Origin of the sequence: Undibacterium sp. RuTC16W (assembly GCF_049339445.1) — a bacterium.
Lineage (GTDB): Bacteria > Pseudomonadota > Gammaproteobacteria > Burkholderiales > Burkholderiaceae_D > Undibacterium.
Map to the genome: position 1 here is coordinate 123,876 of NZ_JBMPPE010000003.1, position 24,787 is coordinate 148,662.

A 24,787-nucleotide genomic window follows, 5' to 3' on the forward strand; every position below is an offset into this window, starting at 1 on the left:
ACCAGGTGCGGTTTTTTTGTCACTACCGGCAAAGCCTTATTTCATCGCGCGTGCCAGGCTAAAACGTGCAAATGACTGCTCAGCGACGTTGAACCATTGTCCCTGATTATTGCGGAAGGCAACCCAGTCATCGTACACTTTTTTGAATTTAGGATTCTTGGCTGCTTCTTCTGTGAAAGTTTCCTGCGCTGCCTTGAAACAGGCTTCCATCACCGGTTGCGGGAAAGGTTTGAGTGAAATTTTGTTTTGCAACAAGCGTCCCAAAGCGGCCGGATTTTTTGCATCATATTTAGCCTGCATATCCAGATGCGCTTCCAGACTCGCTACCTCAATCGCTGCCTGGAATAATTTTGGCAATTTCTCCCATTCTTTCTTACCAACATAGAAAGACAACTGGGCGCCGCCTTCCCACCAGCCAGGATAGTGATAAACCTTGGCGACTTTGTAGAAACCAAGTTTTTCATCGTCGTAAGGACCTACCCATTCGGCAGCATCAATCGTGCCTTTTTCCAAGGCGGGATAAATATCACCACCGGCGATTTGCTGCGGTACAGTTCCCAGCTTGGTCATGACTTTACCGGCGAATCCACCAACACGGAATTTCAAACCCTTGAGATCCTCAACCGTTTTGATCTCTTTACGGAACCAGCCGCCCATTTGCGTGCCGGTATTTCCGCCCAAAAAATTCACTACGTTATAGTCAGCGAAGAATTCGCGCATCAGCTTCATGCCGTTACCGTGCATCATCCACGCAGTTTGCTGACGTGAGGTCAGGCCAAAAGGCACCGCAGTGTCAAAAGCGAATGTAGGGTCTTTACCGAAATAATAGTAAGACGCAGTATGGCCGATCTCTACCGTACCATTTTGTACCGCATCCAGAACCTGTGTTCCTGGCACAATCTCACCACCGGCAAAGGGACGAATATTAAATTTACCATCGGTCAATTCTTTGACGCGATTACAAAACACTTCTGCTGCGCCAAAAATCGTATCCAGGCTTTTAGGGAAGCTGGATGCCAGACGCCAGTTGAGCGTCGGGGTATCTGCTGCGAGTGCGGGCAGGCTTGCTGCTCCGACGGATGCGCCTACGGCTGCTTTTTTTAGAAAGGAACGACGTTCCATGCTGTCTCCAATGTGAGAAGGACTCCGGACAAATTTCCGGCCATAAGATGCAAATGAATAGCAAATTAAAAACCGAAAATCATTCTATGGGCGTGACCGTTAAGCCGCAATCAATGTCCATATTGCAACGCAACAAATGCCAACTTCATTCACGGCCTGGCTGATAATACTTATCTGGCAATTCATACAAAATTCAATTAATTCAATAGCTTAAGAAAACAAGAATATGGTCAACAAATTACTATGTGTTTAGCATTGCGTATTTCTACGTATCGCAAACTACGACACTCAACAGACCAATAGGACTTACGAAAAACGACAAATTGCCTGTCACCATACAAATAAGCCGTCCGCTATATGCGGCCACCAAAGGCATTTTCGTTCCAGCAGGCGCATTCCGCTTGCGGATTCATTTTAATATCGATGTATCACAGAACTGCTTACGCCTCTTTTTTGTATCTCTATGATAAGCCGTTTGAGTTTTTGCGTAAGTGCAGACCGATACTGATTTTTGAGGAAGCAGTCATTATTCAAACCTTTTTTGCTATGCTCATCTAAGCTGTCGCCTGTGACTGGTCAAATTCTATCGCTCAGGAGGCCAAATACTCACCATTTAAGTAAATCGTGAAATACTCTTTGCAGTAACTCTTATCCAACTAAATCACCACCAGTGCAAACTCGGCTAAGGTTTTTATCCAAATCCGGAGATGAATAACATGTGTAAAGTATTACCTCTGCTTATCTTAGTTTTGCTGACAAACTTGAGCTATGCCAGCGAGCCGCAAGAAGCGTTAGCGGCTTTCTACACGGCATTGACCACAGGAGATCAGGCTAAAGCCACAGAGCTGCTTGCCCCTGATGTCACGATCTATGAATCTGGTTATGTTGAACGTACACGGGCAGAATATGCGGGACATCATCTACCGGAAGATATCGCTTTTGCCAAGACATCGATGCGTAAGGTATTACAGCATAGTCAGCGCATTGACGGTAAGTTCGCGATGATCTGGGAAGAGACCGAAACGACAGCAAAGCTCAAAGGAAAAAATGTCAGGATATTAGGTACTGAAACCGCACTTCTGCAAAAATCAGGCGATACATGGTTGATCACGCATCTGCATTGGTCATCGCGCAAGTCCAAATAAATACCGATTTTCTCTCAAAATCAGCTATCACATTAAGCCCTTCCCTTTTTTACTGGCATCACCTTATGCAATTTAAAAAATTTCCTGCACTCAAAGGTGCCATATTCGCACTACTGGCGGCAATCCTGTTCGGTGCCAGTACGCCGTTCGTACAAGGTATCGGCGTCGGCATTGGCGGATGGATGACGGCAGCCTTGTTATATGCAGGCGCTGCCACGGCAGGTTTTTTACTACGCTCAGACCAGGCGACGGAAGCATCGCTACAAAGACAGCATTGGCCCAGATTGTTTCTGATGGCCCTGTTTGGTGCGGTAGCAGGACCAGCGGCGCTTGCCTGGGGATTGCAGCATACCAATGGTGTAGGAGCATCACTGATGTTAACGCTGGAGGCCGTATTTACCGTTCTACTATCGTACTTACTATATCGTGAACAGATAGGTAAGAGAGTCTTACTGGCCGTCTTCTTATTGTCTGCTGGCGGTGCTCTTTTAGTAGTTGATCAATCTGATACGGGCACATCGCAGATGATCGGATTACTGGCAGTGATGTCAGCGACGATTGCATGGGGTATTGACAACACGCTGTCGCGCGCTTTGGCTGATGTCAACCCGGGTCAGGTCATTTTTGGTAAGGCGGTTGTAGGTGCTAGTTGCTCACTACTCATCGCGCTAGCTCTGGGGCAAACGATTGTGTCGCTTTACGCTGGAGTCGGCCTGTTCCTGATCGGCGGTATCGGCTATGGCTTAAGCCTGCGTTTTTATTTGCTGGCTCAACGAGAGTTTGGATCAGCACGGACGGGCTCAATATTCGCTGCTGCACCGTTCATCGGCGCGGCCATCGCATTTGGACTCGGCGAAAGGCAAACCAGCCCGCTACTGATTGGCGGAGCCCTATTGATGATTGCGGGTGTCGTTTTACATCTGGTGGAAGAACACGAACATGACCATGAACACGACTATGCAGAGCATGAACATGCTCATACCCATGATGACGGTCACCATACGCACACGCATGAGGTCATGCCGCGAGGAGCGCATAACCATCGACATACACATGAACCACTGGTACACCGGCACCCGCATACGCCTGATCTGCATCATGGACACGGACATTAAATGAGTCGATACGGTTCAGTCAGCGCTTAAAAAGTTTTACCACTGAAATGATTAATCAACAACTACGGCTACTCTAACAAGAAATCGTTATAATTGATCTGATTAACTATTTCCCCCTTATGAAAATATCCCGTCCATCACGGATCATTGCTGTATGTATCATGCTGTGGAGCCTGCTGTTTATGCAGCTATCCTTGGCGGCTTATACATGTCCGGGATCGGCGACGATGAACAGTATGGAGATGACGGGTTGCACAGGGATGGATAAGGATCAGCCAGCTCTGTGCCATACCCATGCTCAAGATCCATTGAGTAAGCAATCTCTCGATCAACCGCAATTGCCGGATGTTCCGCCATTCCTCAGTAACGGCATCGTCATACTGGTCAACCTCGCTGATGAGGTAGTCGCCCCCTCGAACTCGCTTGACGCTTCCGGCCCTCCTAATTTTCTCACCCGTAGCACGGCACCACCCATCGCGATTCGTCACTGCTGTTTCCGTATTTAACTTCCGGTCCCTTTCATCTACCGCCGTCACATTACGTTGACGCATGCTGTTATTGACTGTCGTCTGGAGGTTTCATGTTAGTTCCCCTCTCCGCACCATATGGTGTGCGGCCCTTCCCTGTTGGTAGAGCCTTTGTAACAGGACTACTCGTTTTATCGTCGCTCTCTGCCCTGGCCATGGAGTCACCCTTAAGTTTGGGGCAAGCACAGCAACTCGCTGTTGCCCGGTCCCGGCAGATCGTCGCCCAAAATCAGGCAATTGTTGCCTCGCGTGAGATGGCGGTGGCGACCGGACAACTTGCCGATCCGGTGCTCAAAGTAGGTATCGACAATCTGCCTATCAATGGCCCTGATCGCGGCAGCCTGACCAGTGATTTCATGACGATGCGCCGTGTCGGTGTTATGCAAGAATTCACTGATAGTGATAAACGACAATGGCGCGCTGCGCGTTTTGAGCGGGCTGCCGATAAATCCGTCGCAGAAAAAAATACCCTCATCGCAACTATTCAGCGCGATACCGCCATTGCCTGGCTCGACAGATACTACGCGGAACGCATCGCGGATCTGGTAGCAGAACAAGGGGGGCAGGCCAGGATTGAAATCGACGCAGCTGAAGGCAGCTACCGCGCAGGCCGCGGCAGTCAGGCAGATATCTTTGTCGCCCGTAGTGCATTAAGTCTATTGGACGATCGCACCAGCGAAATCCAGCGCAAGCTACGTAATGCGAAGACGATGTTATCTCGCTGGACCGGCTTGCCCTCTGATGTCGCTTTAGGTGACATACCAGCCATCGACACCATCCGTCTTGACCTGGCATCACTAGAGACAACATTAGCACATCATCCTCAGATCGCCATGCTGAGCAGGCAGACCGATATCGCCGACGCTGAGGTTAAACTGGCTGAAGCAAACAAGAAGTCTGACTGGTCTGTCGAAATCGCATTCCAGCAGCGGGGACCTGCCTATTCGAACATGATCTCTATTGGTTTATCACTCCCTTTCCAATGGGATCAGAAGAATCGCCAGAACCGGGAGTTATCAGCCAAGCTTGCGATGGCCGAGCAAACCAAAGCTGAGCGCGATGAACAGCTACGCGCCCACGTTGCAGAAACAAGAACAACGGTCGATGAATGGCAAACCAACCGTGAACGTGCAATCCGCTATGAAAAAGAATTGATACCGCTAGCACAAGAGCGCACGCAGGCACTTATTGCTGCCTATCGTGGCGGCAAATCCAGCTTAACGGAACTACTGGCTGCCCGCCGCGCTGAAGTCGATATCCGGCTTCAACTTTTGCAACTACAGGCGGATACGGCACGTTTGTGGGCACAACTTAATTTTCTATTTCCTGTCGACGTGCAAAGCAACGATATGACCTCATCCCTGAGCAAGGACCAACCATGAAGCACAAGCACATCCTCCTGTTTCTCATTGCTGCAGGCGTGCTAGCAAGCAGCGGTTATGGACTCTATCGGCTTGGAATAGCACAGGGAATACAAGCTTCCTCAGCTCCCGCCAGTGCCAGTGCTGGCAGCGTTACCGGCGACAAAAAAGTGCTGTACTGGCATGACCCTATGGTGCCAGCACAGAAATTCGATAAACCGGGCAAATCACCCTTTATGGATATGCAATTAGTGCCTGTCTATGCGGATGAAGGTGATGACAGCGCTATCAGTATCAGTCCCCGTGTTCAGCAGAATTTAGGCATTCGCACCGCTGAAGTCACCAAAGGAAAATTGTCATCGGCGATAGTGGCAGTGGGTAGCGTGGCCTACAACGAACGCGACGTCGCACTGGTGCAGGCTCGTAGCAATGGCTTTATTGAAAAACTGTATGTCCGTGCGCCACTGGATCCGGTCAAAAAAGGACAGGTTCTGGCTGAACTCTATGTTCCGGACTGGGTCGCCGCCCAGGAAGAATTTCTCACCGTGAAACGGATGCCATCCTCCGTCATCAGCGGATTGCTAGACGGCGCAAAACAACGCATGCGTCTTGCCGGCATGAGTGATGAACAAATCCAGCTCGTCGAAGTCAGTGGCAAACTATACCCGCGTATCGCTATTACCGCACCAATCAGTGGTGTCATCGCAGAACTTTCCGCACGCGAAGGCTCGACGGTAATGACTGGCGCACCCTTGTTTCGCATCAATGGTCTGAGCAGTATCTGGGTCAACGCCGACATTCCTGAAAGCCTCAGCGCCCAGGTGCGCACAGGTATTGCTGTCGAAGCACGCACGCCGTCCTTACCGGGCACGGTCTTTAAAGGCAAACTCAGCGCCATCCTGCCTCAGGTAGACCTAACGACACGGACGTTAAAAGCCCGGGTTGAATTAACGAACCCCGGCGGCCAGTTAGTGCCAGGAATGTTCGCTACACTGAGCTTCAGCACGGACTCTGGTAAAGAAGTTCTGCTGATACCGACCGAGGCTATTATTCAGACAGGGACACGTTCCGTTGTGATGGTGATGCAAAGTGAAGGCCACTATCTGCCGGTCACAATTGAGGCAGGACAAGAGGCTCATGGTCAGACCGAAATCCGCAATGGATTAGAGTCTGGTCAAAAGGTAGTGATCTCCGGTCAATTCCTGATTGACTCAGAAGCCAGTCTAAAGGGAACAGCAACGCGGATGGGGGACGTACCGTCGAACCCGATACCTGCTATGGAGACGAAAGTGCCAGCGAACATTCATCATGGCAACGGCAAAGTAGAAAAAATCAGCAAAGATGTGATTACACTGTCGCACGGGCCAATGATGAGCCTACAGTGGGAAGCCATGACGATGGACTTTGTGCTGCCCGCTACGGGTTTACCTCGCAATATCGCAGTAGGTGACAACGTCAATTTTGACATCTCTGAAATCAAAAGCGGTACTTATCAGATCGTTGCGATCTCACCGCTGGCAGACGCTGCTGCACCTGCCGCCAAAAATACGACGGCAATACCGTCGGCAGAATCGAAAAAATCATCGCGAGGTAAAAAATGATCGCCAAACTCATTCGCTGGTCGATCAGCAACCGTTTTCTGGTCTTGCTGGCTACCTTGATGATGACGCTATGGGGTATCTGGTCGTTGTCTCACACACCACTCGATGCGATTCCTGATTTATCCGATACACAAGTCATCATCCGTACCAGCTATCCCGGACAAGCGCCGCAAATCGTTGAAAATCAGATTACTTATCCGCTGACGACTACTATGCTATCGGTGCCGGGAGCTAAAACCGTAAGGGGATATTCTTTTTTTGGTGATTCATTTGTGTATGTCCTGTTTGAAGATGGGACGGATCTGTACTGGGCACGTTCACGTGTTTTAGAGTACCTCAATCAGGTGCAGTCACGCTTACCGCCTCAGGCAAAAACCTCACTCGGCCCCGACGCCACGGGCGTGGGTTGGGTTTATGAATATGCACTGGTCGATCGCAGCGGCAAGATGGATTTGTCACAGTTGCGCGCCTTCCAGGACTGGTTCCTAAAGTATGAATTGAAATCGGTTGCAAACGTCTCCGAGGTAGCAAGTATTGGCGGCATGGTACGGCAATACCAGATTCAGCTTGATCCTGACAAGCTGCGTGCCTACAACATCACGCATGGCAAAGTGATCGATGCAATACAAAAATCAAATCAGGAAACCGGTGGCTCGGTATTGGAACTAGGTGAGGCAGAATACATGGTACGCGCCTCGGGCTATCTTGCCTCTCTCGACGACTTTCGAAAAATTCCTTTGACAACGACAGAAGCAGGTGTATCCGTAAAACTGGGTGATGTCGCACGTATTCAGATCGGACCGGAAATGAGGCGTGGCATTGCAGATCTCAACGGTGAAGGCGAAGTCGCCGGAGGCGTCATCGTCATGCGCTCTGGCAAAAACGCCCTGGCGACTATTGACGCAGTCAAAGCAAAACTCGATCAACTAAAAAGCAGCCTTCCTCCAGGGGTGGAGATCGTGACAACCTATGATCGCTCACACCTGATCAAGCGTGCCGTTACAAATCTGCAAGAGAAGTTAATTGAGGAATTCATTGTCGTCGCTATTGTCTGTGCGGCCTTTCTGTTCCATTTGCGCTCGGCGCTGGTTGCCATTATCACCTTACCGGCAGGTATTTTGATTGCCTTTACCATCATGTATTACCAGGGAGTGAACGCCAATATCATGTCGCTGGGCGGTATTGCGATTGCCGTAGGGGCCATGGTGGATGCGGCCGTAGTGATGATAGAAAATGCCCACAAACATATCGAAGCCTGGCATCACGCCCACCCCGACGAAAAACTCTCGGGCGAAGAACATTGGCATGTGATCGGCAATGCAGCGGCAGAGGTGGGACCTGCTTTATTCTTCTCTCTGCTGATTATCGTCTTATCGTTTATTCCGGTATTTACACTGGAGGCTCAGGAGGGACGCTTATTTGCCCCACTCGCTTTTACCAAAACCTATGCGATGGCCGCCGCTGCAGGATTGGCAGTGACATTGATCCCGGTACTCATGGGCTACCTGATCCGCGGGAAGATACCAGATGAACAAAGGAATCCCCTGAATCGCCTTCTCACTACCTTATATCGTCCTTTGCTGGAAGCGGTTCTGCGCTTTCCCAAAGTAACCCTGGTCATTGCAGCCTTGATTGCAGTCGTCACGGTATGGCCAATAACGCAGCTGGGAGGCGAATTCATGCCGCCGATGGATGAGGGAGATTTGTTGTATATGCCATCCGCTCTCCCGGGAATTGGTGCTGGCAAGGTGTCTGAACTACTGCAACAAACCGATCGCCTAATCAAGACTGTTCCTGAGGTTCTCAGTGTCTTTGGTAAAGCAGGACGTGCTGAATCAGCGACAGATCCCGCACCACTGGAGATGTTTGAAACGACCATACAATTCAAGCCACGCGAGCAATGGCGTACTGGAATGACAACGGATAAGTTAATCGGGGAGCTGGATCGCATCGTCAAAATACCTGGGCTGTCGAATATCTGGGTACAGCCTATCCGCAACCGTATCGACATGTTGGCGACCGGGATTAAAAGCCCGGTTGGCGTCAAAGTTGCCGGAGCCAGCCTGAAAGAAATTGATCGAATTACAGGTGACATCGAGCGTGTCATCAAGAATGTACCTGGCGTGTCGTCAGCCCTGGCAGAACGTTTGAACGGTGGTCGTTATATCGACATCAATATCAATCGGGATGCTGCCGCACGCTACGGCATGACTATCACGGAAGTACAAAGTATCGTATCGGCTGCCATCGGCGGAGACAATATTGGTGAAACAGTTGAGGGCTTGCAGCGCTTTCCGATCAATGTGCGCTACCCTCGTGAAGTGCGTGATTCGGTCGAGAAATTGCGTCAATTACCGGTATTAACAGAGCGTGGTGCGCAAATACACCTGGGGGACGTTGCTGATATCCGCGTCAATGACGGGCCGCCGATGTTGAAGAGTGAGAATGCACGGCTGTCCGGTTGGGTCTACGTCGATATCCGTGACCGCGATCTGAGTTCCGCCGTCCATGAAATGCAGGAAATTGTCACCAGAGAAGTTAAATTACCCGCCGGATATTCCATCGCCTGGTCAGGACAATTTGAATATCTGGAGCGGGCAACTGCCAAGTTAAAAATAGTCGTGCCTGCGACTTTACTAATTATTTTTGTGTTGCTTTACCTGACGTTCAAACGGGTTGATGAAGCAGTGCTGATTATGGCGACCTTACCATTTGCGCTGGCTGGCGGTATCTGGTTGTTATGGTTATTAGGCCATCACTTATCGGTAGCGAGTGGCGTCGGCTTTATTGCACTGGCTGGTGTCTCTGCAGAATTCGGCGTCATTATGCTTTTATATCTGAAGCACGCATGGGATGATCGCCTCAAAGCCGGACAGCATAGTCAGCAGGATCTATTAGATGCTATTCGTGAAGGCGCGGTCTTACGGGTACGTCCTAAGGCCATGACCGTTGCCGTGATAATTGCGGGCCTGGTACCGATCATGCCGGGTGAAGGGACAGGGTCAGAAGTCATGAAACGTATTGCAGCGCCGATGGTCGGTGGCATGATCACCGCCCCTTTATTATCGATGTTTGTAGTACCCGCGGTGTATTTGTTATTGCGAAGACGGCAGGTAAGCGACCACAAGCAAGTGAATGATTGACACATGACCTGTCTGAAGTGACTCACTCGCTTCTTGGGATGAGACTCTGGAAGACACACATGACTGACCGTAAAATAAATCACAAAAAAATGAATGGAGTAAAAAATGATACAGCGCATATTGATCGTCATCGCTACTGCTTGTCTGATGAATTCAGGGCACGCCCATGCCCATGCAATGCTGGAAAGCACCTCACCTGCTAACAACGCCATACTTTCTGTGGCACCAAAAACGATCCAGCTGAATTTTGGGCATCCGACCAGGTTAGCTATGTTGAAATTGCTTAAAGGTCAGGAGAGCATCCCGCTGACTATAGACAATGGACAAAGCGCAAAAGCCTTCTCTGTTCCACTACCGGCTTTAACTTCGGGGAAGTACGTTGTCACATGGAGTACGTTGTCTGATGATGGCCACGCCATGAAAGGAAGCATCATGTTTACTGTCACCGGAAAATAAAATTGGATTCCCCGCTCCTGCATTTATTCGCCAGCATCGATGGATGGCAAATCTGCACTATCCTGATCAAGGTCATGACCTATGCCACCTGCCTGACAGTAAGCGGAGGCGTATTTTTTTTGATGATTTTTGCTGCTTACCTGGATGCGGCTGAAGTAAAAACCATGAAACGCTTTACTAGCGTCATGGCGCTCATTGCTGCGGCACTTTCAATCGCCCGGATTTTTATGATGAGCGGTATGCTGAGTGATGATCTCAGAGGCATGTGGGATGTTCAATTTCTGAAGATGGTACTGGGATCCAAGGAAGGACTGGCCCTGAGCTTGCGTTTGCCCAGCTTGTTTTTGCTGGCAATATGGACATACGCCGGAGAACGAAAGATACACCCTGCTGTGCCATTGCTATCCGCCATTCTGATATCCGTATCATTTAGTACAGTAGGGCATGTACATGAATTAGACGGGGCAACCAGACTAGTGGCGCAATTACTCGTTACGTTGCATTTGCTGGCAGTGAGTTTTTGGGTAGGCGCATTATGGCCACTATTTCACATTACGTATGACCATCATACATTCAAGGTCGCGGCAATCACCCACCAGTTTGGCAAGCTTGCCGTAATCATCGTCGGCACTCTGCTACTCGCCGGCATAAGTTTGTTGTGCCTGCTACAGGGGTTTTCTGCAAAAGCCTGGCAAGCTGAGTATGGTCAATTGATACTACTAAAATTAATCTCCGTGTCGGTATTGCTAGGTCTCGCGGCTAGGAATAAATTCCAGCTGACGCCTCAGTTACGGCGTGGTGAGCGAAGCGCCATTACGCAATTGCGGCGATCCATTGTGATGGAAATAATCGTTGCCGGAATCATTTTATTGATCACGGCAAGCTTTACGACGATCACTGGCCCCACCACGTTGGCTTAGTCAGATAGACAAGCATAGTTCTGTTTCAACTCTTGCTTTTTCTCTGTCTCCACATACCTCTGTGGTGAGCGGTTTTTATTTTTTTATAGCGCCGGAAGTGAACCTAATTCCCGGCAACCATCATGCTTTCGATCAAAATCGATCCAGTTTGTTTGGTGCCGCGTGTCAGCGTATCGGCACCGATCGCGACGATTTGCTGGAACATGTCGCGCATATTGCCGGCAATCGTAATCTCTTCGACCGGATACTGAATCACGCCGTTCTCCACCCAATAACCGGAGGCACCGCGTGAGTAATCGCCGGTCACATAATTCACGCCCTCGCCCATCAGTTCTGTGACGAGCAAGCCTGTGCCCATTTTTTTCAGCATGGCTTTGAAGTTATCACTACGCTGGGTGAGTGCCGATGTCATCGACAAATTATGCGAACCGCCTGCATTACCCGTGGTTTTCATTCCCAGCTTGCGGGCTGAATAGGTTGATAAAAAATATCCTTGCACGATACCGTTCTTCACGACATCGCGACGTTGCGTCTTGACGCCTTCATCATCAAACGGTGACGAGCCCACCGCGCCGATGACATGCGGGTCTTCGGTAATTTCGATGTGTGAGGGGAACACCTGTGTCCCCAGGCTATCCAGCAAAAACGTCGATTTACGATATAGGGCGCCGCCGGAAACCGCCTGCACAAAGGTACCGAGCAAGCCTGCCGCCAGAGGAGCCTCAAACAGGACAGGACACTTACGCGTATCGAGCTTACGTGCATTCAGGCGTGCCAGAGCACGCTCCGCAGCATACCGTCCTATCGTTTCTGGCGATGCGAGTTTTTTTGCATTGCGTTGCGATGAATACCAGTCGTCACGCTGCATCCGTGCGCCTTTACCGGCAATCGGTGCAACTGAGATCGTGTGACGTGAAAAAGGGTAGCCGCCCATGAAGCCGCGTGAATTCGCTGCGACGAAATGCGATTGCTGCGCATAGACGCCGGCACCTTCGCTATTCGTAATCCGCTTATCCACTGCAAAAGCTGCTGCCTCGGTGCGGGCAGCGAGGTCGATCGCTTCTTCGGCGCTGATCAGCCAGGGATAGCAGAGCTTTAAATCTTGCGGATGTTTTTCTAGCAAGTCTGCCTCGGGCAACCCTGCGCAATCATCCTCAGCAGTGAAGCGAGCGATGTTGTAAGCCGCATCGACGGTGGCTTGCAGCGATGCGCTGGAAAAATCGGAGGTACTCGCGTTGCCGCGTTTTTGCCCGATATACACCGTCACACCAATGCCCTTGTCGCGATTTTGCTCGATGGTTTCGACCTTGCCTTTACGTACACTGATCGACAAACCGCCACCTTCGCTAATCTCGACTGCGGCGTCAGAAGCCCCTTTTTCGCGGGAAAAGCGCAAAACATCTTGTGCAATTTGCTTTAATTGATCTTGCGTATGGGTAAAAACTGGCTTGCTCATAGGCTGGGTTTCTTTGGAGTCGAAGATAAAAAGGGTATCATAGCAGCCGTTTCATTAGTTTATAGAATAAAGGCGCATACATTATGCCAAATCCAAATAGAGGCTCGTGCGGCTACCAATCCAGCGAATTCGAGCCAGAATACGAACGCCCGTCCAAATCCCAGCTCAAACGCGAGAGCGATGCATTGCAAAAACTCGGGCAAGAATTAATCGATCAGCCACGTGACCGCGTTAAACGCGTACCGATGCCTGAAGATGTGCGCGATGCGATTCTCGAATGCCAGACGATCAAGGATCACGAAGGCCGTCGCCGCCAGTTGCAGTTTGTCGGTAAAAAAATGCGCACTCTGGATGAAGCCGAAGTCGCGCTGATCCAGAAAACCATCGATAGCTGGAAAGGTAAGTCCAAATCCGACACGGCTGCCATGCATGCGCTGGAGCGCAAGCGCGAGAAGTTGCTGACAGATGATAAAGCCCTGACCGAGCTGCTAGAGCAAAATCCAGAACTCGACGTACAGCATCTGCGCACATTGATTCGCAATGCACGTAAAGAGCAAGCCGAGAACAAGCCACCAAAAGCCTATCGTGAGATTTTTCAGATTCTGAAAGAAATTCAGGTCGCCCAGCGTGCCGCGCAGAAAAAAGCCGCTGGTGATGCTGGCGACACTGACGATGCCGATGACGAAGAAGAGTTTGACGATGTTGACGGCGATCACGAGCAGCATGAAGACTGATTCCGGCAGCAGCGCGGATGGTCATGGACCAGATCATCTGAAAATTGGTCTGGTATCGATTTCTGACCGCGCCTCGGCAGGTATTTATCAAGATCAGGGCTTACCAGCCCTGCAAGACTGGTTTGGACAGGCGCTAAGCAGTTCATGGAGCATGGAAACCCGCCTGATTCCCGATGAACGCGCCGCGATAGAGCAAGCCTTGATTGAGCTGGTCGACCAGGCACAATGCCATCTGGTGATCACCACTGGCGGCACCGGTCCGTCGCGTCGTGATGTTACGCCGGAAGCGACGCTCGCAGTAGCAAGCAAAGAGATGCCGGGTTTTGGCGAACAGATGCGTCAGATCAGCTTGCAATTCGTGCCGACGGCGATTTTGTCACGTCAGGTCGCGGTGATACGCGAGACAGACGAACATGCGGCATTGATACTGAATTTGCCAGGTCAGCCAAAATCGATCAAAGAAACGCTGGAAGGATTAAAAGACGCCGATGGCAAGCAACTGATGTCCGGCATCTTTGCTGCGGTTCCTTACTGCATCGATCTGATTGGCGGCCCGTATATCGAAACACATGAAGCGGTGTGCAAAGCGTTTCGTCCGAAATCAGCGATTCGCGTCAAGTCTTGATGCCGGATGCGGCTATCCGATACGACTATCTGATCCTGCTATCTGATCCTGCTATCTGATCCTGCTATCTGATGTCAATTTTGCGCTCCGACCATTCTCTCGCCCTACCGCCATGCAACCAGCACTAAGTCTGATACGTTCATGAGAAACAAAACCAGTCTTAATCTAGCCAGACGACGCTGGCTTGCCGCTCTAGCCTTGGGCAGTGTTGGCGCCGGTGCCGGCGCTACCCTCGCCTTCACGGCTGATGCGCAGACAAACACGTCTGGTTCAGGCAAAATCAAACAACGTCCCCTCAACAAACCTACGTCAAAGTCCAACATGAGCCAACTACTCGACACCATAGAACTCGAAAGCGCACCGAACCCGACTGTCGCCATTATCTGGATGCATGGCCTCGGTGCCGATGCCAATGATTTTGTGCCTATCGTCAAAGAGCTTAATCTCAAAGGCTGTCCGGCGATCCGCTTTGTGTTCCCGAACGCACCGACCATGCCAGTGACGATCAACGGTGGCTATGTGATGCGCGCCTGGTACGACATTCTTGGCACAGACATCGCCCGGCGCGAAGATGAAAAAGGTTTGCGCAGTTCTCAGGTCGCCGTAGAACAATTGATCGAGCGTGAAAAAAACCGTGGCATTCCGGCGAACCGCATCCTCCTCGCAGGCTTTTCACAAGGCTGCGCGATGACACTACAAACCGGATTGCGTTATCCCGAAAAACTTGCCGGTCTGCTGTGCCTGTCTGGTTATGTTCCTCTGCGCGATGTGGTGGCCAGCGAGCGCCATGCCGCCAACCAGCACACACCGATTTACCTTGCGCATGGTCGCGCTGATCCGGTGATTCACATTGACCGCGCCGAACAATCACGGGATCTGCTCAAGACCCTGGGCTATCCGGTCGAATGGCATGAATACATGATGCAACACTCGGTCTGTCAGGAAGAAATCGACGATATCAGCGCGTGGTTAAAGAAGGTCTTAAGCGCATGATTCGCTGAATGATTATCTGAATGGTTAGCTGCATACAAGGCAGATGCCGGCATCTCGGACAATACCTATACTCCGATAGAGTATTTTTAAATACCTAGATAAAAATTGCGGGAATCGGTATGTTTTTACATATACTCCCGCTTTTTTATATGTACAGAATACAAGTCTATGACCCCATCAGAGAACAAACCAGTCGGCAAGCCCTTACAAGCCCTGTTTGTCCACGGCATGGGACGCACGCCCTTGTCTGCATTTCCCTTGCTGTCACGATTGCGCGACCACGGCTTGCAGACGTATGGCTTTCATTACTTCGTTGCCCTGGAAAGTTTTGCGACGATAAAAGACCGGCTCATCAGGCAGATCAGCGCAATCGCCGCCAAAGGTGACTACATCGTGATTGGACACTCGCTCGGCGGTGTCCTGTTACGCGCCGCACTCAATGCACTACCTGAGGGAACACGTCAGCCCCGGCAATTATTTCTGCTAGGTTCGCCAGTCACGGCATCACGGGTCGCCGGTCGCATCCGCAATCTCCTGCCGTTTCAACTGATCAGTGGCGACTGCGGGCAATTGCTGTCAAATCCAGAGCGCATGTCTGCCATTGGCGCCGTCAGCGTACCGACCATCGCCATCGTCGGCAATAAAGGTATTAAGGGTAAATATAGTCCGTTTGGCGATGAAGATAACGACGGCGTGGTCTCGATTTCAGAAGCCTATGCGCCGTGGGCAGAGAAAGAAATTCTGCTATCCGTCATGCATACCTTGATGCCGTCCAATCGTCTGGTGAGCGAGGCGCTGATTGCGCATTTACATCCGGTCAGCCCTGCCTGATCAGTGCATCAGCGCACCAACGAAACATTGCGCCGTTTATTCAGTCATATGTAGTTTCATCCACTGCTTTAGCCCATCGACCCATACCTTGGCGCGTAGATTGTATTTTTTCTTGATCTGGCCTGCGCGCTCGTAGAGGTCACTGAAATCTATTTGTGGGGCGCTTTTAAAAGCGATAACGACCAAATTCTCTTCATCGACAGCGGGTAGCCAGACGACGGCGTCGAATATTAGCTCCATGGTCTGAATATTTTTTTCGTAACTCGCATAGTCACCAAATACATTGGTCGTCATGATGCCGTCCGGCGTCATGCAATCGAAACATGCCTGATAAAACTCCGGGCTATCGAGTACGGGACCATTCGCAATTTCATCATACAAATCGACCTGCAGAATGTCGATGCAATCGTGATGCGCCTGATCCAGTACAAAGTCCATCGCGTCTGCATTCAATACGCGCAGTCTGTTGTCATTCTGCGGCAATGCGAACATGGTTTCGCATATTGCGATGACAGCAGGATTCAATTCAACGGCAGTGACCTTGCTTTGCGTGAACTGGCGGTAGCAGAATTTGGTCAGCGCTGCCGAACCCAGACCAAGCTGCACGACATGTGCAGGAGTGTGCTGAAACAACATCCAGACCATCATGTTCTGCACATATTCGAGCTCAATCGCATCCGGCTTACGCAAGCGCATTGCCCCCTGCACCATCGGTGTACCCAGATGCAAAAAGCGTACACCATCGTCTTCCGACGTGGTCACTGGTGGAAATTGCATCATGCGATCCGGCATGACTTAGTCAGCCTTGAACGTTTCCAGATCGATCTGTACCGAGTCCTCGCCTGCTGTCATCCATATCTGTGCATCCTGGATCGTGCATTGAAGCTGCATATTTCGCTGCGCCATTTTTGCCAATGCCTGACTGGCTGCGGCAGGCACATTCATCACGCGCAGATTTTTTGCGCGATCAAGGCGACTGTTCATTTGCTTCCACCAGATATCGCTAGTGCTGGCATAGCTGTACGCCAGTACCTTCTCGGAACGGCCACAGGCTTTGAGCAGACGACGATCGTCAGGCTGCCCGACTTCGACCCACAACTGAATCGCATCGGTGTAATCTTTTTCCCAGAGATCCGGTTCTTCGGTATCGGAGATCCCTTTGCCAAAGCTAAGTTTTTCACTCGCGTGGATAGCAAACGCCAGTACCCGTATCATCATGCGTTCGTCTGTCTCGGAGGGATGACGGGCAATCGTCAGACTGTGATCCGCGTAATAGCCGCGGTCCATGTCAGAGATATTCAGATCAGCTTTATAAATGGTGGATTTGAGTGCCATGCAACTTCTACTTTATTAGAAAAAACAAAAGAGGTGGAGACCACCCCGGTAGTGATACGCAACAAAGTATGCGCATCGAAAAAACAGCATTATTGACAGGACTACGCCCTCCCCTTACCACAGACATAAAGAGAAAAGGTCTGAGTATGCGGCCCCACGGAACAGTAAAATCAAAACGACTCCGCAAGCAGAATGCGCCTGTTGGCATGAAAAACCCTTGGAAGCCGCATCCAGTCTGTGTGTTCATATGGTTAGGGCTAAGCAAATACCGTTGTACGTAAGCCCTGACTTAGTTATTCAATGCTTATTTGAATACAACCGTCTTATGACCATTCAATAAAATACGATGCTCTACAAAACATTTGACAGCCCGGGCTAATACCACGCATTCAACATCGCGCCCGATAGCGGTCAGTGCCTCCGGTTCCATCGCATGATCAACGCGCTCGACATCTTGCTCAATAATCGGTCCCTCATCAAGGTCGCCTGTCACAAAATGTGCCGTTGCGCCGATCAATTTAACGCCACGCTCATGCGCCTGATAATAAGGTTTTGCGCCTTTAAAACTCGGCAGGAAAGAGTGATGAATATTGATCGCTTTACCCTTGAGGGCATTGCATAATTCCGGCGACAGGATTTGCATATAGCGCGCCAGTACGACCAGTTCGATGTCATTGCTGTTGACAATATCCAGGACTTTTTGTTCTTGCGCACGTTTGGCATCAGCGCCCGAACCTGTAGCGAGCGGCAGATGGTGAAATGGAATATTGTAGCTGGCAGCGAGCTGGTAAAAATCTGTGTGATTCGACACGATTGCCTTGATCTCAACCGGCAGTAATCCACTTTTATAACGGAACAGCAGATCGTTCAGACAGTGACCAATTTTAGACACCATCAGCATCACACGAGGTTTGTGGCGCGCATCATGTAATTGCCAGTCCATCTTGAACTGCACTCCCAATGCCGCAAAATCCGTACGCAATACCGTGTCACCAAAGCTGGCATCTTCTGCCGCGAAATGGACACGCATAAAAAACAATGCGGACTGCGCATCGCCAAACTGGGCGGAATCGATGATGTTGCAACCGTGGTTCGCCAAGAAACCGGAAACGTTATGAACAATGCCGCGCTGATCAGGACAAGAGATGGTGAGGATATATTCTGGGTGCATAATGCGTAGTTAATAATTCAATATAAATGAGTTTGGCTTGATGCCTGCATAATCTGTTGACGTCAGTTGAGCTGGCAACAAGCGGCTTGGTAAGCCCTTTGTCAGCCACTCGCAGACATTGCCGGTAATCACAGGCACGGCAACGTGTGCTTTGTATTGATCCTGATGATCTTGTGCATTCCAGGAAACGCGGGATAAGGTGATGCCGTAATATCACCATCCCGCTATACCGCCATGCCGTATTGTCGCATGAGCCAACAAGAATCGAATTAAAAAGCACGACCGTTCTAATTGATGTATAGTAGTACACCTCAATTCATTGAGTTTTTTACAGACCACTCTATTTGCGCCATCAATCTGGAGACATCATGACAACAACACGTATCAATCAGCAATTTAGATTAGCCGCACGTCCGGTAGGCACGCCGAAGCATAGCGACTGGACATTTACCTCCGAGCCAGTACGCGAAATTGCCGACGGCGAAATCGCAGTGCAAGCCATCTATCTGTCGCTCGACCCGGCAATGCGCGGCTGGATGAACGAAGGCAAATCGTATATCCGGCCGGTAGCAATCAATGAAGTCATGCGTGCAGGCGGCTTGGGCAAGGTAGTCGAATCAAAATCACCACGCTTTGCGGTCGGCGATTATGTGTCTGGCAGTATCGGCGTACAAAACTATTGGGTTGGCGCAGCGGATGATAAATACGCCGGCTTCTACAAGGTAGATCCAAAACTCGCCCCGCTGCCAAAATATCTGAATGCTCTCGGCATGCCAGGCATGACAGCATACTTTGGCTTGCTCGATGTCGGCATGCCAAAAGCCGGAGAGACCGTCGTGGTCTCCGGTGCAGCCGGTGCGGTAGGTCAGACGGTTGGTCAGGTCGCCAAACAAAAGGGATGCCGCGTTGTCGGTATCGCCGGCGGCAAGGACAAATGCGATTTCGTCGTCAATGAATTAGGGTTTGACGCCTGTATCGACTATAAAAACGGTTCGGTCAAAGATGGCTTGAAAGAACATTGTCCAAGTGGCGTCGATATTTATTTCGATAACGTCGGCGGCGAGATTCTGGATACGATGTTAACCCGCATCAACATGAAAGCCCGCATCATTATTTGCGGCGCAATCTCTCAGTACAACAACACAACACCGGTCAAAGGCCCTGCAAATTATCTGTCCCTGCTGGTCAATCGTGCCCGTATGGAAGGTATCGTCGTATTCGATTATGCAGCACGCTATGGCGATGCAGTCAAAGAAATGGGCGCATGGATGGCACAAGGAAAGTTCCATACACGCGAAGATATCGTTAAAGGAATAGAGACGTTCCCAGACACCTTGATGATGCTGTTTGAAGGTAAAAATTTCGGCAAACTGATACTGCAGGTTGGCGAGGAATAACATAAAAATCGCTGCTGAATTAAAGCCTTGAATTAATCGTACCTTACATTTAAAAAGTCCTTACTCGCCTGAGTAAGGACTTTTTGTTTTTATTGATCGTCATTAACAACTAAAACTCTTTTGGGATACCAACATCATTTGCAAGAATTTCTTGCGATCCCGCATGCAAAACTTCAGCAGGAACAAAGAGCTCTAGCGTCTCAATTCTGATCTCAGAGTAATTTTTTAGCACATATGTCATTTGACGTATATATCGAGCAATCATATCGTAGTAAGCAGATGCCGCCGGAGGGGCTGGATGATCGTCCATGTGATTGATCACCCGCGAAATAAAAATTGGACTTACTTCATAATTTTTACTACCGTATAAAGCTACGATATTGTTCACATAACAAACTAATGGGTATATCGTGCCGGACATTCGGTAACTCTGCTCTGGAACAATGTTTGCATGATTCAACATAATATGAAATTGTTTTAATTTCGTACGCTCTTCTTTACCACCTGTAATTGACATGTCCATATGTTTAGACCCGCTTCATTTTGCAAGCCATGACTGAAGCCACCCCAAACCGGCGGATGTAGCGGCTTTCGGCCGATACTCGCAACCGACCCAGCCTTGATAATCGAGCTGGTCGATCAGTGTAAATAAATAGGGATAATTGATTTCACCAAGATCAGGTTCATGACGATCCGGTACACCAGCTATTTGAATATGGCCGACCCCACCATGTTTGCGTTGCATGTCGCGCTGCAGCTTGAGCGCAATATCGCCCTCAACAATCTGACAATGATAGATATCAAATTGCACCTGCAAATTCTCTACCCCGATTTCGGCGCAGATTTCTTGTGCGTCATCCTGACGATTCAGGAAATAGCCCGGAATATCACGTGTATTGATAGGTTCAATCAAGATCGTGATGTTTTCTTTGGCGGCGAGTAAAGCAGCATAAGCGAGATTTTTTAAATACACGGCACGATGACGCGGCCTGTCATTTTCATCCTCCAGCAAACCCGCCATGACATGTAGCTTATCATTGCCTAAGACACGGGCATAGGTCAGTGCCTGATCCAGCGATTGTTTAAATTCATCCTCTCGTCCGGGAAGCGATGCAATACCCCGCTCGCCTTTGCTCCAGTCGCCCGGCGACAGATTAAACAAGACTTGCTGCAAGCCGTGGCCATCGAGCTGCTGGCGTAATTGCGCAGCAGGGACCTCATAAGGGAACAGATATTCGACGCCGGCAAAACCATCTTTTGCGGCAGCGGCAAAGCGATCAATGAATGCATGTTCGTTGTACATCATGCTGAGATTGGCGGCAAAACGTGGCATCCTTACTCCTTCGACTTATTCAAATTTGGATCGGGCTGATTAACGGGTCTTGGGTCTTCGCGCGTAACGCTGCGCGAGGACGGCACAGACCATGAGCTGCAACTGATGAAATAACATTAAAGGGAGCAATACCATGCCGACTGCATGGCTGGCAAATAAGACTTTGGCCATCGGCACGCCACTGGCCAGACTTTTTTTCGATCCGCAAAATACCACGGTAATTTCATCCTCTTTAGTGAAGCCAAAACGCCGGCTGGCATAGGTCGTCGTCAGCATAATCAATGCCAGCAGCACTGCGCTGATCAGGAGCAGACTGAGTAACATCACCGGTGGCAATTGCTTCCACAAGCCCTGCTCTACTGCCTCACTAAAGGCAACGTAGACCACTAGCAGAATAGAGCTCTGGTCTACCATTTTCAGCACACTCTGGTGACGGGTAATCCATGCCGCAATCCAGGGCCGGACGATTTGGCCAAGCACAAACGGCACCAGCAATTGATAGACGATTTTCAATACCGCATCGAAGGAAGAATGACGGTCACCATGCGCCACTACAATCAGGCTGACCAGCATAGGCGTCAAAAAAATACCCAGGAGATTCGATGCTGAGGCGCTACACACTGCCGCAGGGACATTGCCCCGCGCCACCGAAGTAAAGGCAATGGACGATTGCACGGTCGATGGCAATACACATAAAAATAAAATACCGACATACAGCTCCGGCGTAATCATCCATAGCATCAGCGGTTTCAACAGCAGCCCCAGCAGAGGAAAAACAGCGAAGGTGAACAACAGCACCGTCAGATGTAAACGCCAGTGAGTGATTCCCGCCACGACGGCCTCGCGCGACAGTTTAGCGCCATGCATAAAGAACAGCAGGCCGATCATCAGCGTAGTCAGGTAGTCGAAACCGATGGCGACGTTGCCAGTACAAGGAAAAATGCTTGCTGTCAGAACTACAGCGAATAACAACAAGGTCATGTTGTCGGGTAAAAAACGAGGACGCTTCATGATGGGATCAATAACGGAGATCAAAGAGGGTTGACCCGATTGTACTTTATCCGGCATGTTTTAGACGACGAGACAAACAGCCCTCGCGTACACGGGAGGGCTGAGAGTGAGGAGTAGAGAGTTGGGATAGCCAGGACCTCTGGCAAGCCAGCGGCCTGGCTTAGCGAGCTGGCTTAGCGAGCTGGCTTGATGAGCTAACTCACTGAGCTAAATTACCTTGCCCAATCAGAACTTCATATTTAAGCCAACACGCAAAGCACGCGGCGAGCCTGGCGTAATGTTGTTATTGCTGTTCGCCGATGCGTAATATTTTTTATCCAGCAAATTTTCGATATTTGCTTGCAGATTAATATTCTTATTCACGACGTAATACACGGCACCATCAAGACGCATGAACCCTGGGAGCACGACTGTATTATCCGTAGAGGTATAAATTTTACTGCGATAGACGATACCTAAGCCAGCACCCCAAACCGAGCTGAAATCATAACGATTCCAGAGTGATGCGCTATGCTGTGGCACTTGCGCCAGAATCGCACCGGCCTTCACTGTTGCAGATTGTGCTTTGGTGATTTTAGCGTCCTGATAAGCGTAACCGCCCATGACACTCCACTCGCGTGTGAGCTTGCCGCTGATGCCGAATTCGACACCTTTGCTGCGCTGGCCGTCGACCAGAATCGTTTTAGTGGCATCCGCCGGATCGGTGATCGCAACGTTACTGCGATCAAGCTGATAGATCGCGACACTGGTGCTCAGATCAGGACTGATGTCCCATTTGGCGCCGACTTCGAGATTTTTAAATTCTTCCGGATCAAAGGCTTTGTTGGTCGCCGTCAAGGAGGACAACTGATCCCCTGCACGCGGCACAAACGCAATGCTGTAGCTCGCATAAACAGAAACATCCGTCATCGGTTTATAGACCAGGCCGACGCGCGGCGATACCGGTGTGTCAGTGGTTTTAATATTTTCAGCGGTGCGATTATTGGTAAAGTCAACGTCAAAATTATCGCGACGCACACCCGCAATCAATTGCCATTGCGGCGAAAATTCGATCTGATCCTGGATATACACTGACTTGGTCGTCACCGTACCGTGATTGTTCGCATCGGTCGCCGCTTGTTTGAATGTAATGGTGGCATTCGTTACCGGATTTGATACCGGCACATTGATCGATGTCGCATTCGCACCGACAGACAGGAAATAACCGGTATTACGGAAATTATCCGTAGTCTGCTGCCCCAGTTCTAGCCCGGCGACCAACTTATGCTGTACCCAACCCGTGTTCAGATTGAACATGACATCGGTCTGGTTGAAGATATTCGTTCGCTGGGTTGCATTGTTGTAGGCCGAGATCGCCACGCTGGTGCCAGCCGCATTCACCGCACCAGGAAATACGTTTTGATAAAACTTATCGTAATCCGCATAGCGGGTGCGGTTACGCAAAGTCACGCCGTTACCAAAATCATGATCGATCAGCGCAGTGAAAGCGTCGGCTTTGGACCAGGTCTGGCTCAGTGCAGCATTACCAAAAAAAGTCGAAGGATCTGTATTCAGTGGCACGCCATTAAATGACGGTACGCCACGATCAGCTGTGCGTTCGTCTTTAAAATGTTCATAGCCCAGCACCACGCTGGTATCGGCACCTGCCCGTATCGATAAGGTTGGATTGATACCAGAACGCTTCAGAGTAAATCCATTACGATAGCTATCCGAATTTTCGATGAGTCCATTGACACGGAAAGCGGCTGTTTCATTGATCGCTTGTCCTACGTCTGCGGTAGCACGACGATTGTTCCATGATCCCAGCGTCAGCGATGCTTCGCGGATACTGCGCCATTCGGCTTGCTTGGTCACACGATTGATGATGCCGCCGGAACCGCCACGACCAAAAATCATCGCATTTGAGCCTTTTAAGGCCTCAACGCTCTCGATATTGTAAAAATCGCGATAGTACTGAACGTCGTCGCGAATTCCATCCACATAGAAATCACCTGTCGAACTATTACCGCGAAATACAGCGGTGTCACGATTGCCTTCGCCTTGCGCGGTGACCACACCTGGAACATAGCGGATCACATCGGCCATGCTCTGCATTGCCTGGTCGCGCATCAGCTCTTTGGTCACGACAGTGATGGCTTGCGGCGTATCACGCAGCAGGGTATCTGTTTTGGTGCCGGTAGCACTGCGTTTCACGCTGTACTTTTGCTCTGCTGCACCAGTAATTTTCACCTCTGGCAATGTGGCATCCGATGAAGCGGCCGGAGCAGTTTGTGCAAAAGCAGGAATGACGACACTGGCGAGCAAAGCTGGCAACAGTGCAGGACGGAAACGCAAAGCGATGGGGGAGGCGGAGGTAGTAACAACAGGAAACTTCATAGACATCTTTCTCATAGTCAGCGATTTCAGCAATTCAATAAACAAGGTGATGGCTGGCTGGGAGAAGAGTCTGTTGGCTAGATAGTGAATCTCTTGGCTGGCGTAATGATGCAATTATAAATGAGAACGATTAAC

The 24,787-nt window shown here is 50.1% G+C and carries 22 protein-coding genes; 13 read left to right on the forward strand and 9 right to left on the reverse strand.

Annotated elements, in window-relative coordinates; all coding sequences use genetic code 11:
* Window positions 1–36: 36 nt before the first annotated feature.
* Window positions 37–1,122: a TRAP transporter substrate-binding protein gene (locus ACO0K4_RS07260; protein ID WP_422955965.1), complete on the reverse strand. Its 1,086-nt coding sequence runs from the start codon at window positions 1,120–1,122 to the stop codon at window positions 37–39.
* 716 nt (window positions 1,123–1,838) lie between these two features.
* On the opposite strand from ACO0K4_RS07260, the gene ACO0K4_RS07265 reads away from it, so the two are divergent.
* The 8 genes from ACO0K4_RS07265 (at window position 1,839) to ACO0K4_RS07300 (ending at window position 11,390) form a co-directional block, all read left to right on the forward strand.
* On the forward strand, window positions 1,839–2,267 hold the full coding sequence (locus ACO0K4_RS07265; protein ID WP_422955966.1) for a YybH family protein: 429 nt from the start codon (window positions 1,839–1,841) through the stop codon (window positions 2,265–2,267).
* Between the two features lie 65 nt (window positions 2,268–2,332).
* On the forward strand, window positions 2,333–3,382 hold the full coding sequence (locus ACO0K4_RS07270; RefSeq protein ID WP_422955967.1) for a DMT family transporter: 1,050 nt from the start codon (window positions 2,333–2,335) through the stop codon (window positions 3,380–3,382).
* Window positions 3,383–3,543: 161 nt separating this feature from the next.
* Window positions 3,544–3,888, forward strand: coding sequence for a hypothetical protein (locus ACO0K4_RS07275; protein ID WP_422955968.1), 345 nt, complete (start codon window positions 3,544–3,546; stop codon window positions 3,886–3,888).
* A gap of 74 nt (window positions 3,889–3,962) precedes the next feature.
* A complete protein-coding gene (locus ACO0K4_RS07280; protein ID WP_422955969.1) occupies window positions 3,963–5,291 on the forward strand; it encodes a TolC family protein in 1,329 nt (442 codons plus the stop codon).
* A complete protein-coding gene (locus tag ACO0K4_RS07285) occupies window positions 5,288–6,871 on the forward strand; it encodes an efflux RND transporter periplasmic adaptor subunit (RefSeq protein ID WP_422955970.1) in 1,584 nt (527 codons plus the stop codon). The genes ACO0K4_RS07280 and ACO0K4_RS07285 overlap by 4 nt, the downstream gene beginning before the upstream one ends.
* On the forward strand, window positions 6,868–10,014 hold the full coding sequence (locus ACO0K4_RS07290) for an efflux RND transporter permease subunit (RefSeq protein WP_422955971.1): 3,147 nt from the start codon (window positions 6,868–6,870) through the stop codon (window positions 10,012–10,014). Before ACO0K4_RS07285 ends, ACO0K4_RS07290 begins: the two co-directional genes overlap by 4 nt.
* A gap of 105 nt (window positions 10,015–10,119) precedes the next feature.
* Complete coding sequence (locus ACO0K4_RS07295) at window positions 10,120–10,470, forward strand: copper resistance CopC family protein (RefSeq protein WP_422955972.1); 351 nt, start codon at window positions 10,120–10,122, stop codon at window positions 10,468–10,470.
* A gap of 2 nt (window positions 10,471–10,472) precedes the next feature.
* Window positions 10,473–11,390: a copper resistance D family protein gene (locus ACO0K4_RS07300; RefSeq protein WP_422955973.1), complete on the forward strand. Its 918-nt coding sequence runs from the start codon at window positions 10,473–10,475 to the stop codon at window positions 11,388–11,390.
* Window positions 11,391–11,493: 103 nt separating this feature from the next.
* On the opposite strand, the gene pmbA is transcribed toward ACO0K4_RS07300, so the two are convergent.
* On the reverse strand, window positions 11,494–12,846 hold the full coding sequence (gene pmbA, locus ACO0K4_RS07305; protein ID WP_422955974.1) for a metalloprotease PmbA: 1,353 nt from the start codon (window positions 12,844–12,846) through the stop codon (window positions 11,494–11,496).
* Between the two features lie 83 nt (window positions 12,847–12,929).
* Between pmbA and yjgA the strand changes: the two genes are divergently transcribed.
* From yjgA to ACO0K4_RS07325, 4 genes are all read left to right on the forward strand, one after another.
* Complete coding sequence (yjgA, locus tag ACO0K4_RS07310; RefSeq protein ID WP_422955975.1) at window positions 12,930–13,580, forward strand: ribosome biogenesis factor YjgA; 651 nt, start codon at window positions 12,930–12,932, stop codon at window positions 13,578–13,580.
* The gene (gene mog, locus ACO0K4_RS07315) at window positions 13,570–14,205 is read left to right on the forward strand and encodes a molybdopterin adenylyltransferase (protein ID WP_422956274.1); all 636 of its coding nucleotides are present in this window, start codon (window positions 13,570–13,572) and stop codon (window positions 14,203–14,205) included. The genes yjgA and mog overlap by 11 nt, the downstream gene beginning before the upstream one ends.
* 321 nt (window positions 14,206–14,526) lie before the next feature.
* Window positions 14,527–15,198 carry an alpha/beta hydrolase gene (locus ACO0K4_RS07320; protein ID WP_422956275.1) on the forward strand — a complete coding sequence of 224 codons (672 nt, stop codon included), beginning with the start codon at window positions 14,527–14,529 and terminating at the stop codon, window positions 15,196–15,198.
* A gap of 168 nt (window positions 15,199–15,366) precedes the next feature.
* On the forward strand, window positions 15,367–16,029 hold the full coding sequence (locus tag ACO0K4_RS07325; protein WP_422955976.1) for an esterase/lipase family protein: 663 nt from the start codon (window positions 15,367–15,369) through the stop codon (window positions 16,027–16,029).
* 36 nt (window positions 16,030–16,065) lie between these two features.
* Here the strand turns inward: ACO0K4_RS07325 and ACO0K4_RS07330 are convergent, their stop codons facing one another.
* From ACO0K4_RS07330 to purU, 3 genes are all read right to left on the reverse strand, one after another.
* Entirely contained in the window at window positions 16,066–16,821 is a 756-nt protein-coding gene (locus ACO0K4_RS07330) for a spermidine synthase (RefSeq protein ID WP_422955977.1), read from the reverse strand.
* 3 nt (window positions 16,822–16,824) lie between these two features.
* A complete protein-coding gene (locus ACO0K4_RS07335) occupies window positions 16,825–17,364 on the reverse strand; it encodes a YaeQ family protein (protein WP_422955978.1) in 540 nt (179 codons plus the stop codon).
* 304 nt (window positions 17,365–17,668) lie between these two features.
* Window positions 17,669–18,538, reverse strand: a complete 870-nt coding sequence (purU, locus tag ACO0K4_RS07340) for a formyltetrahydrofolate deformylase (protein WP_422956276.1) — start codon at window positions 18,536–18,538, stop codon at window positions 17,669–17,671.
* Window positions 18,539–18,903: 365 nt separating this feature from the next.
* Between purU and ACO0K4_RS07345 the strand changes: the two genes are divergently transcribed.
* Complete coding sequence (locus ACO0K4_RS07345) at window positions 18,904–19,932, forward strand: NADP-dependent oxidoreductase (protein ID WP_422955979.1); 1,029 nt, start codon at window positions 18,904–18,906, stop codon at window positions 19,930–19,932.
* Between the two features lie 109 nt (window positions 19,933–20,041).
* On the opposite strand, the gene ACO0K4_RS07350 is transcribed toward ACO0K4_RS07345, so the two are convergent.
* From ACO0K4_RS07350 to ACO0K4_RS07365, 4 genes are all read right to left on the reverse strand, one after another.
* Window positions 20,042–20,449 (reverse strand): hypothetical protein, encoded by a 408-nt coding sequence (locus tag ACO0K4_RS07350; RefSeq protein WP_422955980.1) that lies wholly within the window; start codon window positions 20,447–20,449, stop codon window positions 20,042–20,044.
* 21 nt (window positions 20,450–20,470) lie between these two features.
* Complete coding sequence (otnI, locus tag ACO0K4_RS07355; protein WP_422955981.1) at window positions 20,471–21,265, reverse strand: 2-oxo-tetronate isomerase; 795 nt, start codon at window positions 21,263–21,265, stop codon at window positions 20,471–20,473.
* Window positions 21,266–21,304: 39 nt separating this feature from the next.
* Complete coding sequence (locus ACO0K4_RS07360) at window positions 21,305–22,276, reverse strand: bile acid:sodium symporter family protein (RefSeq protein WP_422955982.1); 972 nt, start codon at window positions 22,274–22,276, stop codon at window positions 21,305–21,307.
* Between the two features lie 225 nt (window positions 22,277–22,501).
* Entirely contained in the window at window positions 22,502–24,652 is a 2,151-nt protein-coding gene (locus tag ACO0K4_RS07365; protein ID WP_422955983.1) for a TonB-dependent receptor, read from the reverse strand.
* Between the last annotated feature and the right edge of the window lie 135 nt (window positions 24,653–24,787).